The organism is Pseudomonas sp. GW821-FHT09C08, assembly GCF_059418125.1.
Genome location: NZ_JBWKPG010000001.1, coordinates 699,015 through 718,536, shown reverse-complemented (window position 1 = coordinate 718,536; position 19,522 = coordinate 699,015). Strand labels below are relative to the sequence as shown.

Annotated in this window: 16 protein-coding genes and 1 pseudogene; 3 read left to right on the top strand and 14 right to left on the bottom strand. The window is 61.6% G+C overall.

Going from position 1 to position 19,522, the window contains the following annotated elements; translation table 11 throughout:
• Positions 1–52 precede the first annotated feature (52 nt).
• Positions 53–277, top strand: coding sequence for a YgdI/YgdR family lipoprotein (locus AC07OJ_RS02875; protein WP_065905126.1), 225 nt, complete (start codon positions 53–55; stop codon positions 275–277).
• Between the two features lie 42 nt (positions 278–319).
• Here the strand turns inward: AC07OJ_RS02875 and AC07OJ_RS02870 are convergent, their stop codons facing one another.
• From AC07OJ_RS02870 to AC07OJ_RS02830, 9 genes and pseudogenes are all read right to left on the bottom strand, one after another.
• The gene (locus AC07OJ_RS02870) at positions 320–541 is read right to left on the bottom strand and encodes a hypothetical protein (protein WP_495093883.1); all 222 of its coding nucleotides are present in this window, start codon (positions 539–541) and stop codon (positions 320–322) included.
• A gap of 28 nt (positions 542–569) precedes the next feature.
• Positions 570–2,000: a polyurethane esterase gene (locus AC07OJ_RS02865; protein ID WP_495093882.1), complete on the bottom strand. Its 1,431-nt coding sequence runs from the start codon at positions 1,998–2,000 to the stop codon at positions 570–572.
• A gap of 166 nt (positions 2,001–2,166) precedes the next feature.
• Positions 2,167–3,492 (bottom strand): annotated as a pseudogene (locus AC07OJ_RS02860) (TolC family outer membrane protein); the annotation flags it as partial.
• A 2-nt stretch (positions 3,493–3,494) separates the two neighbouring features.
• Positions 3,495–4,796, bottom strand: a complete 1,302-nt coding sequence (locus tag AC07OJ_RS02855; RefSeq protein WP_120448556.1) for an HlyD family type I secretion periplasmic adaptor subunit — start codon at positions 4,794–4,796, stop codon at positions 3,495–3,497.
• Entirely contained in the window at positions 4,793–6,544 is a 1,752-nt protein-coding gene (locus AC07OJ_RS02850) for a type I secretion system permease/ATPase (RefSeq protein WP_495093881.1), read from the bottom strand. Before AC07OJ_RS02850 ends, AC07OJ_RS02855 begins: the two co-directional genes overlap by 4 nt.
• Before the next feature lie 102 nt (positions 6,545–6,646).
• Positions 6,647–7,015: a protease inhibitor Inh/omp19 family protein gene (locus AC07OJ_RS02845; protein WP_120448554.1), complete on the bottom strand. Its 369-nt coding sequence runs from the start codon at positions 7,013–7,015 to the stop codon at positions 6,647–6,649.
• A gap of 49 nt (positions 7,016–7,064) precedes the next feature.
• The gene (locus tag AC07OJ_RS02840; RefSeq protein WP_495005278.1) at positions 7,065–8,498 is read right to left on the bottom strand and encodes a serralysin family metalloprotease; all 1,434 of its coding nucleotides are present in this window, start codon (positions 8,496–8,498) and stop codon (positions 7,065–7,067) included.
• Positions 8,499–8,864: 366 nt separating this feature from the next.
• Positions 8,865–9,968: a DmpA family aminopeptidase gene (locus tag AC07OJ_RS02835; RefSeq protein WP_065905114.1), complete on the bottom strand. Its 1,104-nt coding sequence runs from the start codon at positions 9,966–9,968 to the stop codon at positions 8,865–8,867.
• Between the two features lie 9 nt (positions 9,969–9,977).
• A complete protein-coding gene (locus tag AC07OJ_RS02830) occupies positions 9,978–11,342 on the bottom strand; it encodes an APC family permease (protein WP_495093880.1) in 1,365 nt (454 codons plus the stop codon).
• A 199-nt stretch (positions 11,343–11,541) separates the two neighbouring features.
• On the opposite strand from AC07OJ_RS02830, the gene AC07OJ_RS02825 reads away from it, so the two are divergent.
• Positions 11,542–12,327, top strand: a complete 786-nt coding sequence (locus AC07OJ_RS02825; protein WP_201144369.1) for a helix-turn-helix transcriptional regulator — start codon at positions 11,542–11,544, stop codon at positions 12,325–12,327.
• A gap of 326 nt (positions 12,328–12,653) precedes the next feature.
• On the opposite strand, the gene AC07OJ_RS02820 is transcribed toward AC07OJ_RS02825, so the two are convergent.
• The 4 genes from AC07OJ_RS02820 to AC07OJ_RS02805 are packed head-to-tail and all read right to left on the bottom strand — an operon-like array spanning position 12,654 to position 16,427.
• The gene (locus AC07OJ_RS02820; protein WP_065905109.1) at positions 12,654–13,733 is read right to left on the bottom strand and encodes a polyamine ABC transporter substrate-binding protein; all 1,080 of its coding nucleotides are present in this window, start codon (positions 13,731–13,733) and stop codon (positions 12,654–12,656) included.
• A 60-nt stretch (positions 13,734–13,793) separates the two neighbouring features.
• The gene (locus AC07OJ_RS02815) at positions 13,794–14,135 is read right to left on the bottom strand and encodes a cupin domain-containing protein (protein ID WP_120448550.1); all 342 of its coding nucleotides are present in this window, start codon (positions 14,133–14,135) and stop codon (positions 13,794–13,796) included.
• A gap of 26 nt (positions 14,136–14,161) precedes the next feature.
• Positions 14,162–15,568 carry an NAD(P)/FAD-dependent oxidoreductase gene (locus AC07OJ_RS02810; RefSeq protein ID WP_495093879.1) on the bottom strand — a complete coding sequence of 469 codons (1,407 nt, stop codon included), beginning with the start codon at positions 15,566–15,568 and terminating at the stop codon, positions 14,162–14,164.
• Positions 15,569–15,617: 49 nt separating this feature from the next.
• Positions 15,618–16,427, bottom strand: a complete 810-nt coding sequence (locus AC07OJ_RS02805) for a helix-turn-helix transcriptional regulator (RefSeq protein ID WP_495093878.1) — start codon at positions 16,425–16,427, stop codon at positions 15,618–15,620.
• A 257-nt stretch (positions 16,428–16,684) separates the two neighbouring features.
• Between AC07OJ_RS02805 and AC07OJ_RS02800 the strand changes: the two genes are divergently transcribed.
• On the top strand, positions 16,685–16,957 hold the full coding sequence (locus tag AC07OJ_RS02800) for a DUF1652 domain-containing protein (RefSeq protein ID WP_065905103.1): 273 nt from the start codon (positions 16,685–16,687) through the stop codon (positions 16,955–16,957).
• A gap of 60 nt (positions 16,958–17,017) precedes the next feature.
• On the opposite strand, the gene AC07OJ_RS02795 is transcribed toward AC07OJ_RS02800, so the two are convergent.
• A complete protein-coding gene (locus tag AC07OJ_RS02795) occupies positions 17,018–19,471 on the bottom strand; it encodes a UvrD-helicase domain-containing protein (protein ID WP_495093877.1) in 2,454 nt (817 codons plus the stop codon).
• Positions 19,472–19,522: the final 51 nt, after the last annotated feature.

Below are 19,522 nucleotides of genomic sequence, written 5' to 3'. Positions count from 1 at the left end.
ATTTGTGGCCCACGCCCCTGGCGTGGTTTTTTCAGGGTTAAAGGTAAGGGTTATGAACATGAAGAATTTGGGTCTGCCACTGGTTGCACTCACTTTTCTGCTAGTGGCCGGTTGCGCGACGCAAACCGTAGTGACGCTGCAAAACGGCACGCAGTATTTGACCAAGGACACCCCCAAGACCAAGACCGCCGACGGTTTCTACGAATTCACCGACATTGCCGGCAAGCACATCCGGGTCAAGGCCGATGATGTCGCCACGGTGCGCAAGGAAGACTGAGATGAAAAAGCCCCGCAATGCGGGGCTTTTTGTTGGGACCGATCAATACCGGTAGTACGGATGGTAGTAATACGGGCGATAGTAAGGATGGTAATAGTAGGAGTGGTAGTAAGGGCGGTAGCAACATGGGCCTGGATAGGCCGGGTACACCGCACACCCACTCAACCCCAACACCACGGCACACAGCAACAATCGAAGTCCGGACATGCTCAAACCCTCGTACGGCAACAGGCGATACACCTCGCAGGTAACCGTTAAACGCATGCACCGCCGATAATCCGTCGCGCCCTCCTCAACTGATCAGCACACCCTCGCTCCACAGGCTGCCCAGCCCGACCCCGACCAGGGTCACCGAGTCGGCGCCAAAACTGAGTACCGTATCGGCCCCCACGGCCTTCGCGTGGTCGCGCAGGTCCGTGCTGCCGTCGGCGCCCTGGAACACCAGCTTGTCGGTCGGCTGGTAGCCGATAATCCGATCCTGGCCAAAATGCCCGCTGAACAAAAAGGTGTTGTGCCCGCTGTTGTCGCGGATCGTGTCATTGCCCTTGCCGCCTTCGATGAAGTCCGCGCCCTTGCCGCCCTGGATCAGGTCATTGCCGTCGCTGCCGATGATGAAGGTATTGCCCTTGTGCGGCTCGGCATTGCGGTTGAGGTCCTGGACCCAGGTGTTGGCGCGCGCCGGGTCGGACAGGTTGGCGACGATAATCGTCGAGTCACGGGTCATCTGCTCGTAGAACCCCGATTCCAGCACACGCGTCATGCCGTCGCCGTAAGCGCTGGGCAAATGCGACACCCAGGTCGACAGGTTGGCGATGGAAAACGGCAGCACATTCCACAACGTCGAGGCGTAGTGGTCGTTGAAGCTGACGATGTTGTCGGTGGTCGACTCGTGGGGCTTGTCATGCACGCCGAGGGACGACAGGTTGAAGGCGGAGCCGTCCAGCGCACGGAACACCGGGTCGTTTTCGTAGCCGATATTCAGGACCTTATCGCCGGCGCTCTGGGTGGGCGAGGCGTAGGCCAGGTAGTTGGCGTCCTTGTAGAAACCCGCCCATTTGCTGGTGCTCAGGTCGGCCATGCTGTTGACCGCCAGGCCGCCCAGGCTGTGGCCGCTGACCAGCACATCCTTGCCACTCAGGCCATGGGCGCCGGCATAGTCGGCCACCGTCTTGAGCAAGCCGCCAAACGCTTCGCCGGCATAGTTTTTCGCATAGTCCTTGGGGCCCAGCGCGGCGAGCAGGTCGCTGACCAGATCGCCGATGGAATCGGTAATCAGGCTTTCCCGAGGGCCCGAGGTGCCACGAAAACCGATGCCGATCTCGAGCAGTTTGCCGGTGTCATCGTACTTGCCCAGCACTTCGGCCTGGGCCGTGGTGTAGCCGGCCTTCTCGCCAAAAAAAGTGCCCCGCGCATCCACCTTGCCGCCGTAGCCCAGGGCGCTGGCGCTGATTGGCGTCCAACCGGCTGTGTGCACCGCGTCCAGGGCGGCCTTTTCCGAGTCGGGGTTCCAGGGAATGCCGGGGATCACTCCCTGGGAGTCTGTGCTGCCGAGCAACGCCCCGACCAGTGTGGCCGGCAGGCCGAGCCCCAGGCCATGTTGCTGATAGCCGACCGCGAAGCCGTTATCCAGGTTGTGATAGGTATACAACGTGATTGCGGTGGCATCGGCGAACAAGGTTTTGCTGGCTTCGGTGCCGAGGTTCTTGTAGTCAAATACACCCATGGTCTTGTCTCTCTTGTTGTTGGAATTGGCCGAAGATTGTGTGGTTTTATTGGGGCTGCTGCGCAGCCCAACGCGGGGCAAGCCCGCTCGCCACAGGGGGTCGGCTTGCCTCAGGCGGTTTGTTTGCAACAGGGGGCTTGTCTGCAGCGGGAGGCTCGATCCTCTTGGGCCCGAAGGCTTCGTCTACCTTGGCCAGGTCGGTGTCGCGCAAGTTGCCGGCGTAGTAATGCAGCTTGGTCCAGGCCATCAAGTAGTCATAGCGCGCCTGGGCCAGGTCTCGGCGTGTGCTGTACAGCTGCTGCTCGGCATTCAACGCATCAAGATTGACCCGCTCACCGCCAAGGATGCTTTGCCGGGTCGACACCACCAACGCTTCGGCCGACGTCAGCGCCTTCTGGTACGCGCGCAACTTGCTCACCCCGGACAAGCACGCGCTGAATTGGCGACGCAGTTCGATCAAGGTCTCGCGCGTCTTGCCTTCCAGCTCGTACTCGGCCTGCTCCATGGCGCGGCTGGCCTGGCGAGTGGACGCCGAGACCCCGCCACCGGCATACAGCGGCAGGCTGACTTCGACGCCGATGGTGTTGGTGTCATAGCGCTGGTTGTAGGTGTTGCCGCTGTCCGACTCCTGCTGGCGCGAACTCGCATAGGCGGTGACTTTCGGCAGGTGCCCGGCGCGGTTGCGCTCCACTTCATAGCGCGCCACTTCCAGGGCCTGGCGCTGGGACGCCAGCGTGGGGTTATTGCTGATCGCCAGCTCGTGCCAGGTGTCGTAGTTGGCCGGGCTCAAGCTGAAGGCGGCGAAGCCAGGACTCAGCGGCGCCAGGTCGTCGATGTTGACGCTCTGTACTCCGATCAACGCCCCCAGCTCGCGCAGCGCGGCGTCCTGTTCGTCCAGCGCCTCGATCTCTTCGGCCGTGGCCAGCTCATAACGCGACTCGGCTTCGAGAATATCGGTGCGGGTGCCCTCGCCCTGCTCGAACAGATGCCGGTTCTGCTGGAACTGCTGTTCGAAGGCCTTCTTCTTGGCGCGGGCGATGTCGATCTGGTCCTGGGCAAACAGCGCCTGGGTGTAATAGGTCAGCACCCGCACCAGCAGCGCCTGGCTCTTGTCGCGAAAGCTTTCATCGGCGAACAACGCCTGGGCCACGCCTTTGCGGTAGTTGGCGTAGGCCTCGTAGTCGAACAGCGGCTGCTGCAGGCTGAAGGTCGAGCCGTAACTGTTGTAGTTGCGGTCGTCGTGATAATTGCCGCCGCGCCCGTCAGGCAAGGTGGCCTGGGAATTGTTGCGGCCCTTGTTGTAGTTGTAGGACAGCTTGGGCAGCAGCCCGGCGCGGCCGATGGTGCGGTTCTCCAGGCCGGCATCGCGCTCCTTGATGGCGCCGAGAAACACCGGATCGTTGCGCAGGGCCTGCTCGTAGACGTCGAACGGGCCCATGGCGGCGTGAGCGCTGGCGCAGCTGAATAACACGGCAATAAGCAGCGATCTCATGCTCATTCCTCGGTCAGCGCGGAGCCGGCGCGGTCCAGCAGCGGCTTGAACAGGTAATTGAGCAGCGAACGCTCGCCGGTGCGCACGAACATCTCGGCCGGCATGCCCGGCTTGATCACCAGGCCCTGCAGTTTTTGCTCGGCCGCGTCGCTGAGCGTAGTGCGCAGCACGTAATACGGCGCACCGGTTTTTTCATCGAGCATCTGGTCGGCAGAGATCAGGCTGACCTCCCCCGGCACGCGCGGTGTACGGCTCTGGTTGAAGGCGGTGAACAGGATGTCGACCGGCAGGTGCGTGCCGACCTTGTCCACCAGGTGTACCGGCAAATGCCCCTCGACTTCCAGGCGCGTGCCCTGGGGCACGATTTCCAACAGGGTTTCACCGGCGCGCACCACGGCGCCTTCGGTGTGCACGCCGAGGTTGACGGCAATACCATCGGCCGGCGCGTTGATTTCACTGTGTTGCAAGTCGAACCCGGCCGAGGTGAGTTGCTGTTCCAGCGTGAGGCTGCGCAGTTGAGCGTCGGCCAATTGGCTGCGCACTTCCTTTTGATATTCCTCGCTGTGCTGCTGCAGTTTCAGGCGCGATTCGAGAATGCCCTGCTCGACGCGGCCGCTTTCACCGGTGTTCTGCGCCAGGTCCTGCTGCACCTGGGACAGCTGGCGCTGGTACTCCATCAGGCGGTTGCGCGGGATGTAGCCGTTGTCGGCCAGCGGCTGCAGGTTGCTCAGTTGATCACGCAGGGATTGGGCCTGGGCGGTCAGGTCGCTGCGGGCCCGGCGCATGCCGCCGAGTTGCGCAGTGGCGCCGTCGATGTTCGCGCGGATCCCCGCCTGCTCACGGGCAAAGGCTTCGCGGCGGCTGCTGAACAGTTGGCGCTGGCCTTCCAGCACCAGGGCCAGGGCCGGATCGGGGTTGCTGCTCAGCTCCGCGGGAAAGTGGATGCTGGAACGGTTGTCGCGCTCGCTCTGCCAACGCGCCACGCTGGCCCAGGCTAGGCGGTACTGGGCTTGCAGCGACTGCACATCAGCCTGGTTCTGGGTCTGGTCGAGGCGAAACAGCGGCTGGCCTTGTTTAACCGTTTCGCCCTCGCGCACCAGAATCCGGCTGACCACGCCCGGGCTGAAGGTTTGCACCGCTTTGCGCTTGCCCGAGACCACGACGGTGCCTTGCACCGGAATGCCCTGGTCCAGCGGCGCCAGGCTGGCCCAGAGGAAAAATCCACCGGCGCCGACCACGGTCAGCAACCAGCCCATGCGCACGAAGAACCGGGCGTCACGTTGTTCAAAAGTGAGACTGCTCATGCGCCTGGGTTCCTTCCCGCTTGATACTGACGACTGAAACTCACACCGGGCCTTTCCTTCGGTGCTTCCGGCTGGCCGGACAATGCGCGCAACACCTCCTGGCTCGGGCCGAAGGCCTGCAGGCGGCCTTCGTTGAGCACCAGCAATTTGTCGGCCTGGGCCAATGCCGAAGAGCGATGGGTGACCAGTACCACGCTGCTGCCTTGGGCTTTCATCTGCACGATGGCGCTGGCCAGGGCCGCTTCGCCGACGGTGTCGAGGTTGGAGTTGGGCTCATCCAGCACGATCAGGCGCGGCCCGCCATACAGGGCGCGGGCCAGGGCCACACGCTGCTTCTGCCCACCAGAGAGGCCGCCGCCGTTGTCGCCGAGCAGCGTGTCGTAGCCGTGCGGCAGGCGCAGAATCAGCTCATGCACGCCGGCCTGTTGCGCAGCCTGCACGACCAAGGCCGGATCGGCCTGGCGAAAACGCGCGATGTTGTCGGCGATGCTGCCGCAGAACAATTCGATGTCCTGGGGCAGATAGCCAATGTGCGGGCCAAGGTCTTCGCGGTCCCAGCGATGGATGTCGGCGCCATCCAGGCGCACGGTGCCGCCCAGGGTTGGCCACACTCCCACCAGCACGCGGGCCAGGGTGGATTTTCCGGAACCGGAAGCGCCGAGCACGCCGAGGACTTCGCCGGCGCCCAGGGTGAAGCTGACCTGATGCAGGGTCGGCGTGCGCCGTCCGGGCGGCCCCGCGCTGACCTGCTCGAAACTCACCTGGCCCTGCGGCGCCGGGAGTTTCATCGGCTCGCTGTCGGGAGGGAATTCACGCAGCAGATCGTCCAGGCGCTGGTAGGCCAACTTGGCCGAACTCCACTGTTTCCACACCGCGATCAACTGGTCGATGGGGCTCAGTACGCGGCCCATCAGGATCGAGCCTGCGATCATCATCCCGGCAGTCATATCGCCCTTGATCACCAGCAATGCGCCCAGGCCCAGCACCAGTGACTGCAGGCACAGGCGCAGGGATTTGCTCAAGGACGTGATCACCGAACCAGTGTCGCTGGCGGTGTTCTGCAACCCCAGAAATTGCGAATGCACGGCAAACCAGCGGTTGCGCAGGGCACCGAGCATGCCCATGGCCTGGATGGTCTCGGCGTTGTGCAAATGGCTGGTGGCCAGTTGGCTCGATTGCTGGGAATAGGCGCCCGCCTCGCCCAAGGGCTTTTTAGTCAGGTATTCGTTGAGGCACGCCAGGCCGATCAGCAGCACCGCACCCGCCGTGGCCAGGACCCCGAGCCACACGTTGAAGAGGAAAATCACCAGCAGGTAGAGGGGAAACCACGGCGCATCGAAAAACGCGAACAGCGCCGGGCCGGTGATGAACTGGCGCAACAGGGTCAAGTCGCCCAGCGCCTGGCCGGCATGCCCCTGGCCGCGTTGCAGGTTGCGTTCAAAGGCGGCCTTGTACACGCGCAAGTTGAAACGGCGTTCCAACTGGCTGCCAATACGGATCACGATAAAACTGCGGATAACTTCCAGTGTGCCAATAAACGCAAAGAACCCCACGACCATCAGCGTCAACATGACCAGGGTGGTTTCATTCTGCGAGGACAGCACGCGGTCATACACTTGCAGCATGTAAATCGACGGCACCAGCATCAACAGGTTAATCAGCGCGGTAAAACAGCCGACACTGATCAGGATGCTCTTGTATTCACCCAGCGCCTTGAATAAAGGCGCCACGGCAATAGGCTTGGCCATAGTGCTTTATCTTCCTTGAACCAAACGACACGCAATAGTTTCCCGCACCCCCGATCAGGAGCGGCCAACTAATAAACTTGGGTTATAGCGTTATAACGGCAACTAAGGCACGCGGTGTAAGACCACCATGGCACCGGACGCCGTACGCCCCTGGTATTCGCCTTCTTTCTGGCGATTCAAATGGGTTATCCCGCTGCCTTCGGCGTTCATCAGCCAGATGCCGTCGGGGGTCGGCGACCAGGTCCGGGGCGTGTCCCCCAGCCATTGCGCCACGCACGCCACGTCGCCGCCCAGGGCGTTGGCCTGTTCCAGCAGATCGAGGGCGCAGACCTGATCCGCCTGGTGCAACTGCCAGTGCCCCGCCAGTTGGGCGCTGCTGGGTAATACAAGACTGCTCGCCATTGCGTGGGCTCCTGCCGACACGACTATCACCTGCACAGCGCAGGCGATCGATTGAAAAAAACCTTTCATCAAGCGGCTCCATCCTCAAAGCGCGGCGCCGAAGCGCCGCGCTCGTGCATCACGCCACGATGTCGCTGACGGCCGCCTGGCCCACGGTGGTTACGAGGAAATCCGCCACGCCGTGACCGGAGAAGTCGACCGCCAGGGTCCCCAGGTTGGTGCCTGCCGCGTAGGTCAGTACAGCATCGCCGGCATGCCCGGTGAAGGCATTGACGAAGGTCAGGCCCGCGCCTTTGGTGATGCCGCTGAGGTCGATCTTGTCCGAACCCGAGGTAAAGTCAAAGATCTTGTCAGCCGCACCCGGCTTGGAGTCGGAGCTGGCGCCGAACACAAAGGTGTCGTTGCCCGCGCCGCCCCACAGTTGGTCGGCACCGCCACCGCCGTAGATGATGTCGTTGCCGGCACCACCCTTGATCACGTTGGCCGCGTTATTGCCGATGATCAGGTCGTTGCCGGCACCGCCGAACGCGTTCTCGATGGTCACGCCCTTGGCGATGGACACGTTGCCCACCAGGCCGCCGACATCGGAAAACGACGCCTCATTGAGGTTGATCTTCTGGTTCTGGGTAAAACCGGAGAAGTCCAGGGTATCGTTGCCGCCCCCGTCCCACACCGAGAACACCAGCTTGTCGGCATTCGAGGTGGCGCTGTAGAAATCACGCCCGGTGTTGGAGTTGAAGCCGTAGGTGGTGTCGCCGGCGCGGGTGTTGTAGTTGGCACCGTAGAGCTTCTGGATCGCCGCAATGTCGTCCAGCAACGGGCCCGACGCATAGGCCTCGACCCCGCCTTTGCTGAAGTTCTGGTTGGTGTTGCTCTCGCTCCAGTAACTCATGACGCTGTAGCCGCGCGTGTCCTGTCCATAGGTCGCGTCGTTGTAGGTCGGGTTGCCATTCCCGGCGTTGTAGTCGCCAGGGTGAGCCAGGCCCAGGGTGTGGCCGATTTCGTGGGTCAGGGTCTGCCGGCCGTAGTTGTTCAGGTCCGGAGTCTTGTTGGGCGTGTAGCTGCTGTTGGTCAGGTACCACGAGGTGCCGTCGTAGCCCGCGCCGGTGCCGGGCAGGTAGGCGAAGGCCGCCGCGCCGTCCTGGCCGCCGCTGTAGTTGCCGAAGGTCATGTGGGTATCGCCGCCGGTGGCCTTCTCAGTGAAGGTCACGTTGGCCACGTCCGACCAGGATTGCATCGCCAGCACGGCCTGGGCTTTCTGCTGGGCGTTGAACTGGCTGAAACCCGAGATCCCGTGTTTGTTCAGGGTGCTCGAGGAGGCCGAGGTCAGGAAGGTGTAGGTCAGGTCGATCTTGCCGTTACCGTTCACGTCCCGGTATGCAGCGCCGTCGCGCAGCAGCTGGGTGGCTGCCTGATCGACGGAATAGGACGGTTTGCCATTGACCGTGAGGTTGCCGCCACGGTCATACAAATGGCTGAAGCTATCGATTTGCGAATACGCCGTGCTGACTTGCGCCGCCGACACAATAGCCTGCTCTTTTACTTTTGACATAAACGTACTTCCTTGTTTGCAAATGCATCAGTTTTGATCGATAGGAACCCCGCGGGCGAGATCGTCCTATCACTCGCCTCTTTTGAAGGCGTAAGAAAACTGACACAACTTGAAATCTTTCGTCCACATGTATTTCTTTGGCAAAACAGTGGCACGCCAGCAACTTTCAGAAGTTCAAGGCCGTATTTATTGGGCCGGCGAGTTTTTGTCGGACAAAAGACAGCGCCGGTTATTTAAATATTAAATAGCAGTAAAGCCGCCCAACTTGGGCGGCCTGCTTAATTAATGGATCCAATATATTGGCAGGGTGTCATTCACAACACTAAATCGCCATTACCTTAACGTATTAATCCTGTGTGTCCCTTATTACCGGGGCAGACGCCAGCCGGTCTTGCTGAGTGCTTCCAACAGTGTGTCGGCGCCCAGTCCAGGCACTTTCACGCCGGCGTCGGTCAGCATGTCCTCCCCGGCCAGGATCGCGTTGATGATGGCTTCCTCCACCGCCTCGGCGGCCGCGCTGAACAGCGGCGAAATATGATCGTTGTTGACCATCTGCAGTGCGCTGCTCAGCGGCAGGTCCTTGCGCGCGTAATCGGCGGGTGGCAAGTCGTGGTTGCCGGTGGCGAACGCCAGGAACAGGTCGCCGCTGGAGTCCTCGGTACCGCCGCCGGTGCGCGCGATGCCGATGGATGCGCGTTGCGCCAGGCGCTGGCACTGATGCGGCAGCAAGGGCGCGTCCGTGGCGATGATCACCACGATCGAGCCCATCCCCGGCGTGCCGCGCTCGGCAAACGGCGAGGGGATATCCAGCAGCTGGCGCCCCACCGGGTAGCCGTCGACACGCAATTCCTGGCGTTTACCATGGTTGGCCTGCACCAGCACGCCGACGGTCCAGCCACCCTGCTCCGCCGGCAAGCAGCGCGAGGCGCTGCCGATGCCGCCCTTGAATTCATGGCAGATCATCCCCGTACCACCGCCGACGGCACCCTCCTGCACCGGGCCACCGGCCGCGTTATCCAGCGCCTCGCGCACATGCGCAGGCTTTACGTGCTGGCCCCAGATGTCATTGAGCAGGCCATCGTAGGTTTCCATCACCACCGGCATGCACCAGTACACCGCCGGGTCAGCCAGGCGCTCGCGCTCCAGGGCGATCAAGGTGTCGCGCACAATGCCGATGCTGTGGGTGTTGGTGATGGCCAGCGGCGTGGTCAACAGGCCCGCCTCGCTGATCCACTCCAGGCCGGTGGCATCGCCATTGCCGTTGAGCACGTGGTAACCGGCGAAGCACGGTTGCTGGCGCGCCTCCCCGGCCCGTGGCTGCACCACGGTCACCCCGGTGCGCACCTGCTTGCCATCAATGCGCGTGTTGAGCGTACTGTGGCCGACCCGCACCCCGGGAACATCGGTGATGGCATTCAATTCGCCGGGGACACCCAGCCCCAAAGTGATGCCTAGTTGACGTGCACGCATAACCACTCCTTACAATTTCTGGAACGCCGGACTCAACCGGCCACTGATGCAATACAGAATCACCGACAAGGCCAGCAAGCCGATGATGATCATGATGTCGCGCACCGAGGCTGCCACCAGCAAGGTCACTAACAGGTATCCGGCGCCCAGCACGGCCACCAGCGCCGGCAGCGGCCAGAGCGGCATGCGATAAGGGTGCTCGCGGTCGCGCAGCAGTACGCGGCTCATCAGCGCGCTCAACGCCACCACCAGGTACACCAGCATGATCAGCAGCACGCTGAACGAGGTGAGATCGGCCAGGTTGGAGCTGAAGCTCAGCAGCGCCGACGGGATCGCCAGGAACAGCGTGGCCAGCCAAGGCGAATCCCAGCGCGGATGGATGCGGGTGAACAGCTTATTGATGGTAGGCGTCCACAGCGCATCCCGCCCGCTGCTGAACACCACGCGACCGATCTGGATCACGATGGCGACGATGGCGTTGAACACCGACAGGAAGATCCCCGCGCTGACCAGTCGCGACAGGGTTTCGTTGCCATGGCTGGTCAGCAGATAGCCGATCGGGTCCGGGCTGCTGATCATCGCGCTCAGCGACGGCGCGCCGATCAACAGCGCGGTAATCGGCACCAGTTCGATCACGACCACCAGCCCCAGGGACCACAACACCGCCTTGTGCACGCCCTTGCCGCCGCACTTCATGTCCTCGGCGAGCAACACCGCCGGGCCATAGCCGTTGTAGGAAAACAGACCAATGCCCACCGCGCCGATCACCAAGGCCCAGGGCGCCAGGTGCAACACGCCGTTTTCGACGATCTGCGGTTGGAACAGCACACTGGCGGGCTGCACCGGATTGCCAAAGCCGATCACCACGATCACCAGCAACGCCGCGACTTCCAACAGCAGGCACGTGCCGGTGATCCAGGCATTGAGCTTGATATTGAGGATGCCCAGCGCGTAACTGCACACCACAATCACCAAGGCGACGGTCTGTGCGTCGAAATGCGTGCCCAGCGCGTTGTTCAGGTAGGTCGCGGCGCCCGTGGCCAATACCGGCGGGATAAACAGCAACATCACCAGCACCGTCAGAAACGTCGCATAGCCGGCCATCCCCCCAAACACCCGCTTGGCATACACATATTCACCCCCCGCACTGTTGTGGGCGCGGCCCAGTTCGGCGTAGCAAAAGGCGAACATCAGCGCCAGCAGCCCGGCCATCACAAACGCCAGGAACACCCCGCTGCCGGCCTGTTGGATGGCAAAAGGCGCAATCACGAAGACGGAACTGGCGGGCGTCACCGCCGACACGGTGATGGCCACCACATCGAAGACACTCAGGGTCGGTTTCAGCACGCCGTCGGGCGTGGTTGAAGTGCTCATATCGTTATCCTCTGTCGTTGTTCTTGGTGTGAGGCAGAAACGAAAAGTCTGAATATCGCGGGATATGTTTCCCACTGGATAATGGCGAAGGTAAACGCTGGGTTTATGTCAGCCAATTCCCCTATTGGCGTACTCCCCTTGACGGCACCCGACAAAAGCCGAACCCTTGGCCGATCTTTTGCTGGCGGGAGCCTGTTACATGAGCCTGTTCCGTGAAGTCGGCATGCACGCAGGGCTGGGCCGCACCGTCGCGCACATCGGCACCGAGCGTTTCTGGAAACAGCTGGTGCTGTTGCTGCACCAGTGTTTGCCGTTCGATAACGCCCTGGCGATTTACTATCCCGTGGAGGGCGCCCCCCAGGCCCTGGAAGAATACGACGCCCAGCCCAGCAGCAAGCCGGCGTCGATGCTGGTGTACCTCAATGGCTTGTACCTGCTCGACCCGTTCTTCCAGGCTTGCCGCGAAGGCTACGCCAGCGGCGTGTACCGCCTGGAAGAAGTGGCGCCGGACCATTTTCGCCAGAGTGAATACTTCCTCAATTACTTCCACGACAACGTGCTGGAAGACGAGGTGCAATTCATCCTGCAACTGCCTGGGGCGGGCACGTTGTCGTTGTCGCTGGGGATGCAAAGGCGCTTCAGCGCCGATGAGACCGGGCTGATGACTACCTTGGCGGCGTGGGTGTTGCCATTGATGCAGCAGCACTGGCAGCAGAGCACCGAGCGCGCGCCGGCCATGGACAGCCAGATCCGCGATGCACTGAGCCAGTTCGGCTGCGGCGTGCTGTCGGACCGCGAACTGGAAATCGCCCGCCTGGTGCTGCGCGGGTTCTCTTCCAAGGCTATGGCGGAAAGGTTGAACATCTCGCCGGACACGGTGAAGGTGCACCGTCGGCATCTGTACGCGAAGCTGGATATTTCGTCACAGCCGGAGCTGTTTTCGTTGTTTATCCAGTCGTTGGGGCATGATCTGGAAAATCCCTGAGCCAGGGGCTCAGGGATGAATGGGCGGGGTGTTGTTTAAGGTGGGGTCGTTGTCGAGAGTGGCCCTATTGCAGAAGGTGGCCTTTCCTTTCTTTTGTGGTGAGCGGGCTTGTCCCGCGTTGGGCTGCGAAGCAGCCCCAAAACCAGCCTCAGAGGAGTACCTGATACACCGCATGCTCACTGAATGGGGCTGCTGCGCAGCCCAACGCGGGGCAAGCCCGCTCGCCACAGTAAAAAACCCGCTCGCCACAACAACCCGGTTCACCACAGCAAATGGGTTCACCACACTAAACAGGCTTGCCGCAGTAGCCACTCCACCCCCAATCTTCAGCGCCCGGTACGAATGGTGTTCCACACCCGCGTCCGAATCCGGTCGATGTTCAGCGGCATGGCTTCCAGCGCGAACAGCTTGCCCATCATCTCGGGGCTCGGGTAGACCTTGGTGTCGGCCTTGATCGCCGGGTCCACCAGGCTGTCGGCGGCCTGGTTGCCGTTGGCGTAGTGCACGTAGTTGGTGATGCTGGCCATCACTTCCGGGCGCAACAGGTAGTTCATGAACGCATAGCCGGCTTTTTCGTCGGGCGCATCGGCGGGCATGGCGACCATGTCGAACCAGATGGCGGCGCCTTCCTTGGGAATGTTGTAGCCGATGTTTACGCCGTTCTTGGCTTCCTTGGCGCGGCTTTCGGCTTGCAGGATGTCGCCGGAGAAACCGACGGCCACGCAGATATCGCCATTGGCCAGGTCAGCGGTGTATTTCGAGGAGTGGAAGTACGCCACGTAAGGCCGCACTTTCATCAGCAGGTCTTCGGCTTTCTTGTAGTCTTCGGCCTTTTTGCTGTGGTGCGGCAAGCCCAGGTAATTCAGCGCGGCGGGCAACAATTCCGGGCCGTTATCGAGGATCGCCACCCCACACTTCTGCAACTTGGCCATGTTCTCGGGCTTGAAGATCAAGTCCCAGGAATCCACTGGTGCGTTATCGCCCAGTACCGCCTTGACCTTGTCGATGTTGTAGCCGATGCCGGTACTGCCCCACAGGTACGGGAAGCCGTGGGCATTGCCCGGGTCGTTGTTTTCCAGGGCCTTGAGCAGCACCGGGTTGAGGTTCTTCCAGTTCGGCAACTGGCTCTTGTCGAGCTTCTTCAGCGCGCCGCCCTGGATCTGGCGGGCCATGAAGTGGTTGGACGGAAACACCACGTCGTAGCCGGATTTACCGGTCATCAACTTGCCATCCAGGGTCTCGTTGCTGTCGTAGACGTCGTAGGTAAAACCGATGCCGGTTTCTTTCTGGAAGTTCTTGGTGGTGTCCGGCGCGATGTAGTCCGACCAGTTGTAGATTTTCACCGTCTCGGCGGCCTGGCTGATAGAGGCCACCAACATCAAGGGCAACAGGGCAATGGCTTTCATGGTTCGATTTCCTGGCGGTTTTAGGGCTGTTTTTATGGCAGGCGATCAAGGATCAAAGCGTTACAGAATCAATACGTAGGTCTTGCGCACGGTTTCCTGGATATCCCAGATACCGGTGCTGTTGGCTGGCAACATCAGTGCGTCGCCGGCTTCTATGTGAATGGTTTCTCCGTCGTCCGGGGTGAAGGTGCAGCGGCCCTGGATAAAGTGGCAAAACTCCTGGGATTTGATCTGCCGACGCCAGCGGCCGGGGGTGCATGCCCAGATGCCGGTTTCGACGCCGTCGTTGCGCTCCACGCTCAGGGTCGAGGCCACGGCGATGGGCTCGCCCAACGGCACGGCCACCGGTGAGGCGTCGGGCAAGTGGGCATTCAGCGTGTCTTTGAATTGAGTGATGCTCATGGGTTTTCCCGTGTGAGTGAAACGACTTAGTGCATGAAACCTTCCATGAACTCGGCCATGCCGGTCGCCAGCTTGCGGCGCCACGGCGCGGTGTTGGGGTTGGCCAACACCTGGTCTTCATGGACAAAGCTGCGAATGATCGCGTTGTACCCCAGCCAGCGGCAGGGTTCCGGTTCCCAGGCCTTGAGCGCGTCCAGGCCGCGCTCGCGGATCACCCAGGGTTGCTGGACCAGCGGTGTGTCGCGGCCCAGGATCAAGTCGGCCAAGGTGCGGCCGCCCAGGTTCGTCGCACCGACGCCCTCCCCGCCATAGCCGCCGGACAGCGCGATGCCGGTCTTGTGATCGCAGAGCATGTGCGGGCGGAACCGACGCGACATGCCAAGGTTGCCGCCCCAGGAGTGTGTGATCCGCACGTTCTTGAGCTGTGGGAAGAGTTCGCCGAACAGGTAGCGACGCAGCTCGACCTCGCTGTCGGTCAAATCGAAGTTGTGCCGCAACTTGCCGGCGAACTGATAACCGCCACGGGCGCCGAACACCAGGCGGTTGTCCGCCGAACGCTGGCCATAAGTGACCTGGCGGCTGCTTTCACCAAATGCCTGGCCATGGTTCAGGCCGATTTGATCCCAGGTGCTGGCAGGCAGCGGCTCGGTGGCAACGATCAGGCTCTGTACCGGCAATTGGTACTGGCCCAGAGGCGGCAACGTCGTGGCATACCCCTCGACAGCCGGCACCACCCAGGCGGCGCGCACACTGGCCTTGGCGGTGCGCAGGCTGCCGGACTGCCAGTGGGTGACCGGGCTGTTTTCGTAGATCGCGACGCCCATGCCCTCCACTACCCGCGCAAGGCCGCGCACCAGCTTGGCCGGGTTGATTGTGGCGACATGCGGTGCATAAATACCGCCATAGGGCTTGGCGATGCGAATCTGCTCGGCCAATTGCTGCGGGCCGAGCCAGCGATAGTCGGCCTCCGTCAGGCCCTGGGCATGCAATTTATCCAGGTAGCGGCGCAGGCTGCCTTCCTGCTCGGGGTAGCGCGCGGCACAGTACAACGCGCCGCCCTTGCGGTAGTCGCAGTCGATGCCTTCATGGGCCAGCACCTGGGCCACTTCTTCGGGAATGGCGTGCAACAGGTCAAACGAGGCGCGCCGTTGTTCGGGCGCCAGGCCCGCCAGCAGGCGGTCTTCACCCAGCAGGTTGCCCATCAGCCAGCCGCCATTGCGGCCGGAGGCACCGAAGCCGGCGGTTTGCGCCTCGATGATCGCGATTTTCAGTTCAGGCGCCTGGCGTTTCAGGTAATAGGCGGTCCACAGGCCGGTGTAACCGGCGCCGATAATGGCGACATTGACGTCCAGGCCATGCTCAAGGGAAGGCCGCGCGGTCAGCGGGTCGTCCAGCTGGTCCATCCATAAACTGATATTGCGCCATGCCGGCATGCCAAGCTCCCCTACCTCGTTTCGATAGGCTGGATCCTAGAGCGCGACGTTATTGGCTGTCTTGCGCGCGTGCACGCAGGGAAATTTGTTTGACGTAGGCCTTGGGCGATTGGCCTGTGTGCTGGCGAAAGGCGCTGTAGAACGCCGACAGCGAATTGAAGCCGGCCGCAAACGCCAGGTCATCGACCTTGATCGGCGGCACCGCGCTGTCCAGGGCTGCGAGCAAATGCTGGAGCCGCGCCTGGTTGACGTAGCGGTAGAAGCTTTGCCCCAGCACTTGGTTCAACAGGTAGGAAATCTGATTGCGGCTGTAGCCACACTCCTTGGCAACCCGCTGCAGGTCCAACTCCGGGTCCAGGTAGGGTTGCTTGCGCTCGAAGTATTGCTGCAGGTCATTGGCCATGTGCCCCAATTGCTGGGGCGACAGGCCCAGGCGGCTGACCGTGGGTCGCGTCGCCTGCATCGGCTGTTCATGCACCAGCGACGCGTATTCATTAACCCGCCAGATCAACCCGTCCCGCACCGTGATGGCCTCGCTGGTACGAAACGACACCAGGCCCTGGCTGCCCCGCAGCGTGATGCGGTACTGGATAAACGCGGTGTCGCCATCGGCGCGAATGCGATCGGAGTGTTCAATCGCCTCGTCCGCTTCGCGGGGCATGCTGGCCTGCAGGTACTCACGCAACTCGGCATAGCCGACCACGCGGTTCTGGAAGAAGTCGTGGTACTGGATATCCGCGTGGTAATAGGACATCACCCCGTCCAGGTCCCGATGCCGCCAGCACAGGTGGTGGCGCAACACCAGTTCACGCGTGGCGTGGGAACACTGGCTGTCATCGTCGGGGCTGAGATCGGGCATGGAGAGCTCTGCGGCGGGTAAACCCTGGAGATTGCCGAATTTTGGCGGCGCGTTCAATGGACGGTGGCAACTTCTGACTAATGGCCTTTTGCCTAATTTCTTGTAAGCCGTGATCCATATCAAACGAATCGAAAACAACCGCCGAACGGGGCTAAAAAAGTCTCCTTGGGCTTGCGAACGAATGCTATTTTGAAGTTCTCCGACGCCACGACCAGTGAAGGTCATGGCTCCCTGCCGCGAGCTAAAGGAAGCGCTCAATGTACAAGGTGGGCAATATGAACAAAGTGACGTTCCCCAACGCCTGCCAGTTGATGCGCTGGCATTTTCACCCGATGGGCTTCGAGGCGAGCATGGACGCGCCCGGCAGTATGATCGCCCGCCTGTTCGACCGTGTCAGCGGCGAAACCTTGATCGCCATTGCGGGCATCCCGTGTGCCACGGTGATGAACGCCGCCGACGTGGAGCGCATCATCGAGGCGGTGGAGGATGAACTCGAGTCATTCGTGCCGCCGCTGTCGTTGCGGGCCTGACAGCTCATCCATCAAACAATGGGTCAACGATCTGGGTAGGCATCGCCGGCAAGCCGGCCCCTACACAAGGATTCGTTGGTCGTCGAAGAATGCTTTCCTGCCATCCACCCGCTCCGAGGCTTTCGGCACATTCACTGCCGGACCTTCCGGTTTCTCCACATACCAATAGCAGTGGCTCACCGCTCGGGTAATGCCGACATAAGCCAGGCGCAGTACTTCGTCCTTTTGCGCGGTGTCATAGGGCTCGCTGTCACCGTCCTTGCCCAGGCCCGCCATGCGATAGACCTGGTTCTTGTAGGGCGAGCTGGTCACGTGCTGGCAATCTCCAAGCAGGAATACCGCATCCGCCTGCAGGCCCTTGGCGCTGTGATAGGTCAGCTGTTTCAACCGGCGCGCCTGGACTGGCAAGCTAGAATCCACATTAACTACTGACTGAATATGCTCTTGAATCAATAGCTTATCGCTACTTTTTCGATACAACATCAATACTGAATCGCCCTGTTGATAGTGCTCCAGCAGCTTGCGACCCAAGGCAGCATCGTCACGTTCGAGTACGGTGACCGGCACCAACGCCTTGGGTGTGCCAGCCGCCTTGGCTTTCTTGCCAGGGATCGCCGGTGCAGCCCGCACAATGTGCTCGGCAGCATCAATGATGTGCTGATGGCTGCGGTAGTTCTCACCTAGCATCACCCGCGTGGTACTCGGCGACGGGAACTCCTGGTTGAATGCCATGAAGTACTTCGGCGAACTGCCGCGCCAGCCATAGATCGACTGCCAGTCATCGCCCACGCACAACAACGACGAGCGTTGCGCCCCACGCCCGACATGCATCGCCGGGCCGCGACTGCGGATCTCGCGCAGGCTGGCGCGGATCCACGAGACGATCTGCGGCGATACATCCTGGAACTCGTCGATCATCAGGTGCGACATCGGGCGCAACAGCGGATCACTGAGCAGCTTGAGGTTTTCCGGGGTATTTTCGCCGAACAGCGAAAACATCCGGTTGTAGGTCATGATCGGCGGCGATTGATCGAGCAGATGGTCTTCCAGGGCTTTCCAGAAAATGCTCAGGGCCTCGAAGAAGAAGCGATCGGGATCGTCCTTGGCAAAGCTCATGTTGCCGACGGCGGTCGGCACGTCGAGCCCCAGGTTCTCGATAAACCCCGCCGCCATGACAAAGCTGTCCAGCAACGGCGCCGAGGCCAGCTCACCCTTGACCTTGTAATCAAAGCCGGGCCCGGCACTGGCGTCACCGGCGAGGCTGCTCAAAAGACGCTTGGATGAGTCGTAACCATCCAACCATATCAATGGCTTATGACAGAAAGCTTGAAACAGGGTGCGCTTTACCGCCCACTCTGCACGCACCGACAGCTTTGCATTCGGCCGGCTGATCTGCGCGTTCTCCCGCGAGTCGAAGCCCAGCACTACCCAGGCATCCAGCTCCGGGATATAGCCATGGCAGTGAAACTGCGCACCATTGATTTCGAAGGTCTGGCGGCTGGGCTCAATGCCCTTGATCGGCCACGCGCCGGCACGGAACCACAGGTCCTCGATCACATCACAGAGCTCTTCATCACGCTTGGCGGCCAGTTCGGTCACCGCCATGCGCTTTTGCACATCCGGATGGTCGCGCTCCAATTCCTTGAGTTGCAGGCCTTGTCGGGCCAGCGGTGTCATCAGCTCGCGAAATCGCGCGTGGCGGCCACGCAACTGGTGATAGCAGGCATTCATCTGCTGGCGCTGGGCATCACCGATACGCAGGTCGAACGGGTTGCTGTCAGCCTCTTCGAAACCCGCGCTGAGGTTCTCGAACGCCTGCAGGCGCTCAAAGCCTGGCAGGCTGCGCACCATCGGCAGGATGCGCGAATGAAAGGTGCGCACCACGGCCTGGGCTTCTTTAAAACCAAGGGGTTGGCCCCAGAGGTTGAGGATTTCCATGAGCTTGTTGATGAAGTCTTTGCGCGACTCGCGGGTGAACGTCACGACGGTCATCGAGCTGAGTTCAAAGCCCAGGTAATGGGTGAGCAGCAGAATTCGCAACACCAGCGAGGTCGATTTGCCCGCACCGGCGCCGGCAATCACCGAGGTTGACGGCGTATCGCTGAAGATCATCTTCCATTGCGCCGTGCTCGGTTGGGCATGGGCCGGCAGGAGTCGGGCAACGTCGGCCTTGATACGCTTCTTGATATCAGCCGTGAGCGGCAGGCGCCAATCGTCGAACAGGCTGTCATCCACGCCCGGCGCACGGTGCTCGTCCGGGCGGAAGTCGCGGATCAGCAGGACTTGGCGGCCTTCTTCAAGGCCGTCCGCCTTGCCCTCGCGATAGCCGTACTCCACCCCTGCTTCATGGCCGCTGCGAAAACCGTCAGCCTGGCCGTGCAACCAGGAAAACCGGTGCTGGGCACGCAACCGGGTCAGGCCATGGCCAAACAGGCGAGCGGCGAGGCGTTTCAACAGGGGCATTTCTGCCAGGGGGCGCAGTTCAGGGGGCAGATCAGGCTTGTGTTGCGGCACGCGGACTCCTGCGATGAGCTGAGTTTCAACAAGGTCGCCATGGTCGCCGGA

Bases quoted from the DNA above. Each gene is read 5' to 3' on its own strand.
- AC07OJ_RS02815 (WP_120448550.1), bottom strand. From the start codon at position 14,135: ATGAGCATCACTCAATTCAAAGACACGCTGAATGCCCACTTGCCCGAC.
- AC07OJ_RS02870 (WP_495093883.1), bottom strand. From the start codon at position 541: ATGCGTTTAACGGTTACCTGCGAGGTGTATCGCCTGTTGCCGTACGAG.
- AC07OJ_RS02825 (WP_201144369.1), top strand. From the start codon at position 11,542: ATGAGCCTGTTCCGTGAAGTCGGCATGCACGCAGGGCTGGGCCGCACC.
- AC07OJ_RS02830 (WP_495093880.1), bottom strand. From the start codon at position 11,342: ATGAGCACTTCAACCACGCCCGACGGCGTGCTGAAACCGACCCTGAGT.
- AC07OJ_RS02850 (WP_495093881.1), bottom strand. From the start codon at position 6,544: ATGGCCAAGCCTATTGCCGTGGCGCCTTTATTCAAGGCGCTGGGTGAA.
- AC07OJ_RS02865 (WP_495093882.1), bottom strand. From the start codon at position 2,000: ATGGGTGTATTTGACTACAAGAACCTCGGCACCGAAGCCAGCAAAACC.
- AC07OJ_RS02875 (WP_065905126.1), top strand. From the start codon at position 53: ATGAACATGAAGAATTTGGGTCTGCCACTGGTTGCACTCACTTTTCTG.
- AC07OJ_RS02800 (WP_065905103.1), top strand. From the start codon at position 16,685: ATGTACAAGGTGGGCAATATGAACAAAGTGACGTTCCCCAACGCCTGC.
- AC07OJ_RS02835 (WP_065905114.1), bottom strand. From the start codon at position 9,968: ATGCGTGCACGTCAACTAGGCATCACTTTGGGGCTGGGTGTCCCCGGC.
- AC07OJ_RS02805 (WP_495093878.1), bottom strand. From the start codon at position 16,427: ATGCCCGATCTCAGCCCCGACGATGACAGCCAGTGTTCCCACGCCACG.
- AC07OJ_RS02840 (WP_495005278.1), bottom strand. From the start codon at position 8,498: ATGTCAAAAGTAAAAGAGCAGGCTATTGTGTCGGCGGCGCAAGTCAGC.
- AC07OJ_RS02845 (WP_120448554.1), bottom strand. From the start codon at position 7,015: ATGAAAGGTTTTTTTCAATCGATCGCCTGCGCTGTGCAGGTGATAGTC.
- AC07OJ_RS02810 (WP_495093879.1), bottom strand. From the start codon at position 15,568: ATGCCGGCATGGCGCAATATCAGTTTATGGATGGACCAGCTGGACGAC.
- AC07OJ_RS02855 (WP_120448556.1), bottom strand. From the start codon at position 4,796: ATGAGCAGTCTCACTTTTGAACAACGTGACGCCCGGTTCTTCGTGCGC.
- AC07OJ_RS02820 (WP_065905109.1), bottom strand. From the start codon at position 13,733: ATGAAAGCCATTGCCCTGTTGCCCTTGATGTTGGTGGCCTCTATCAGC.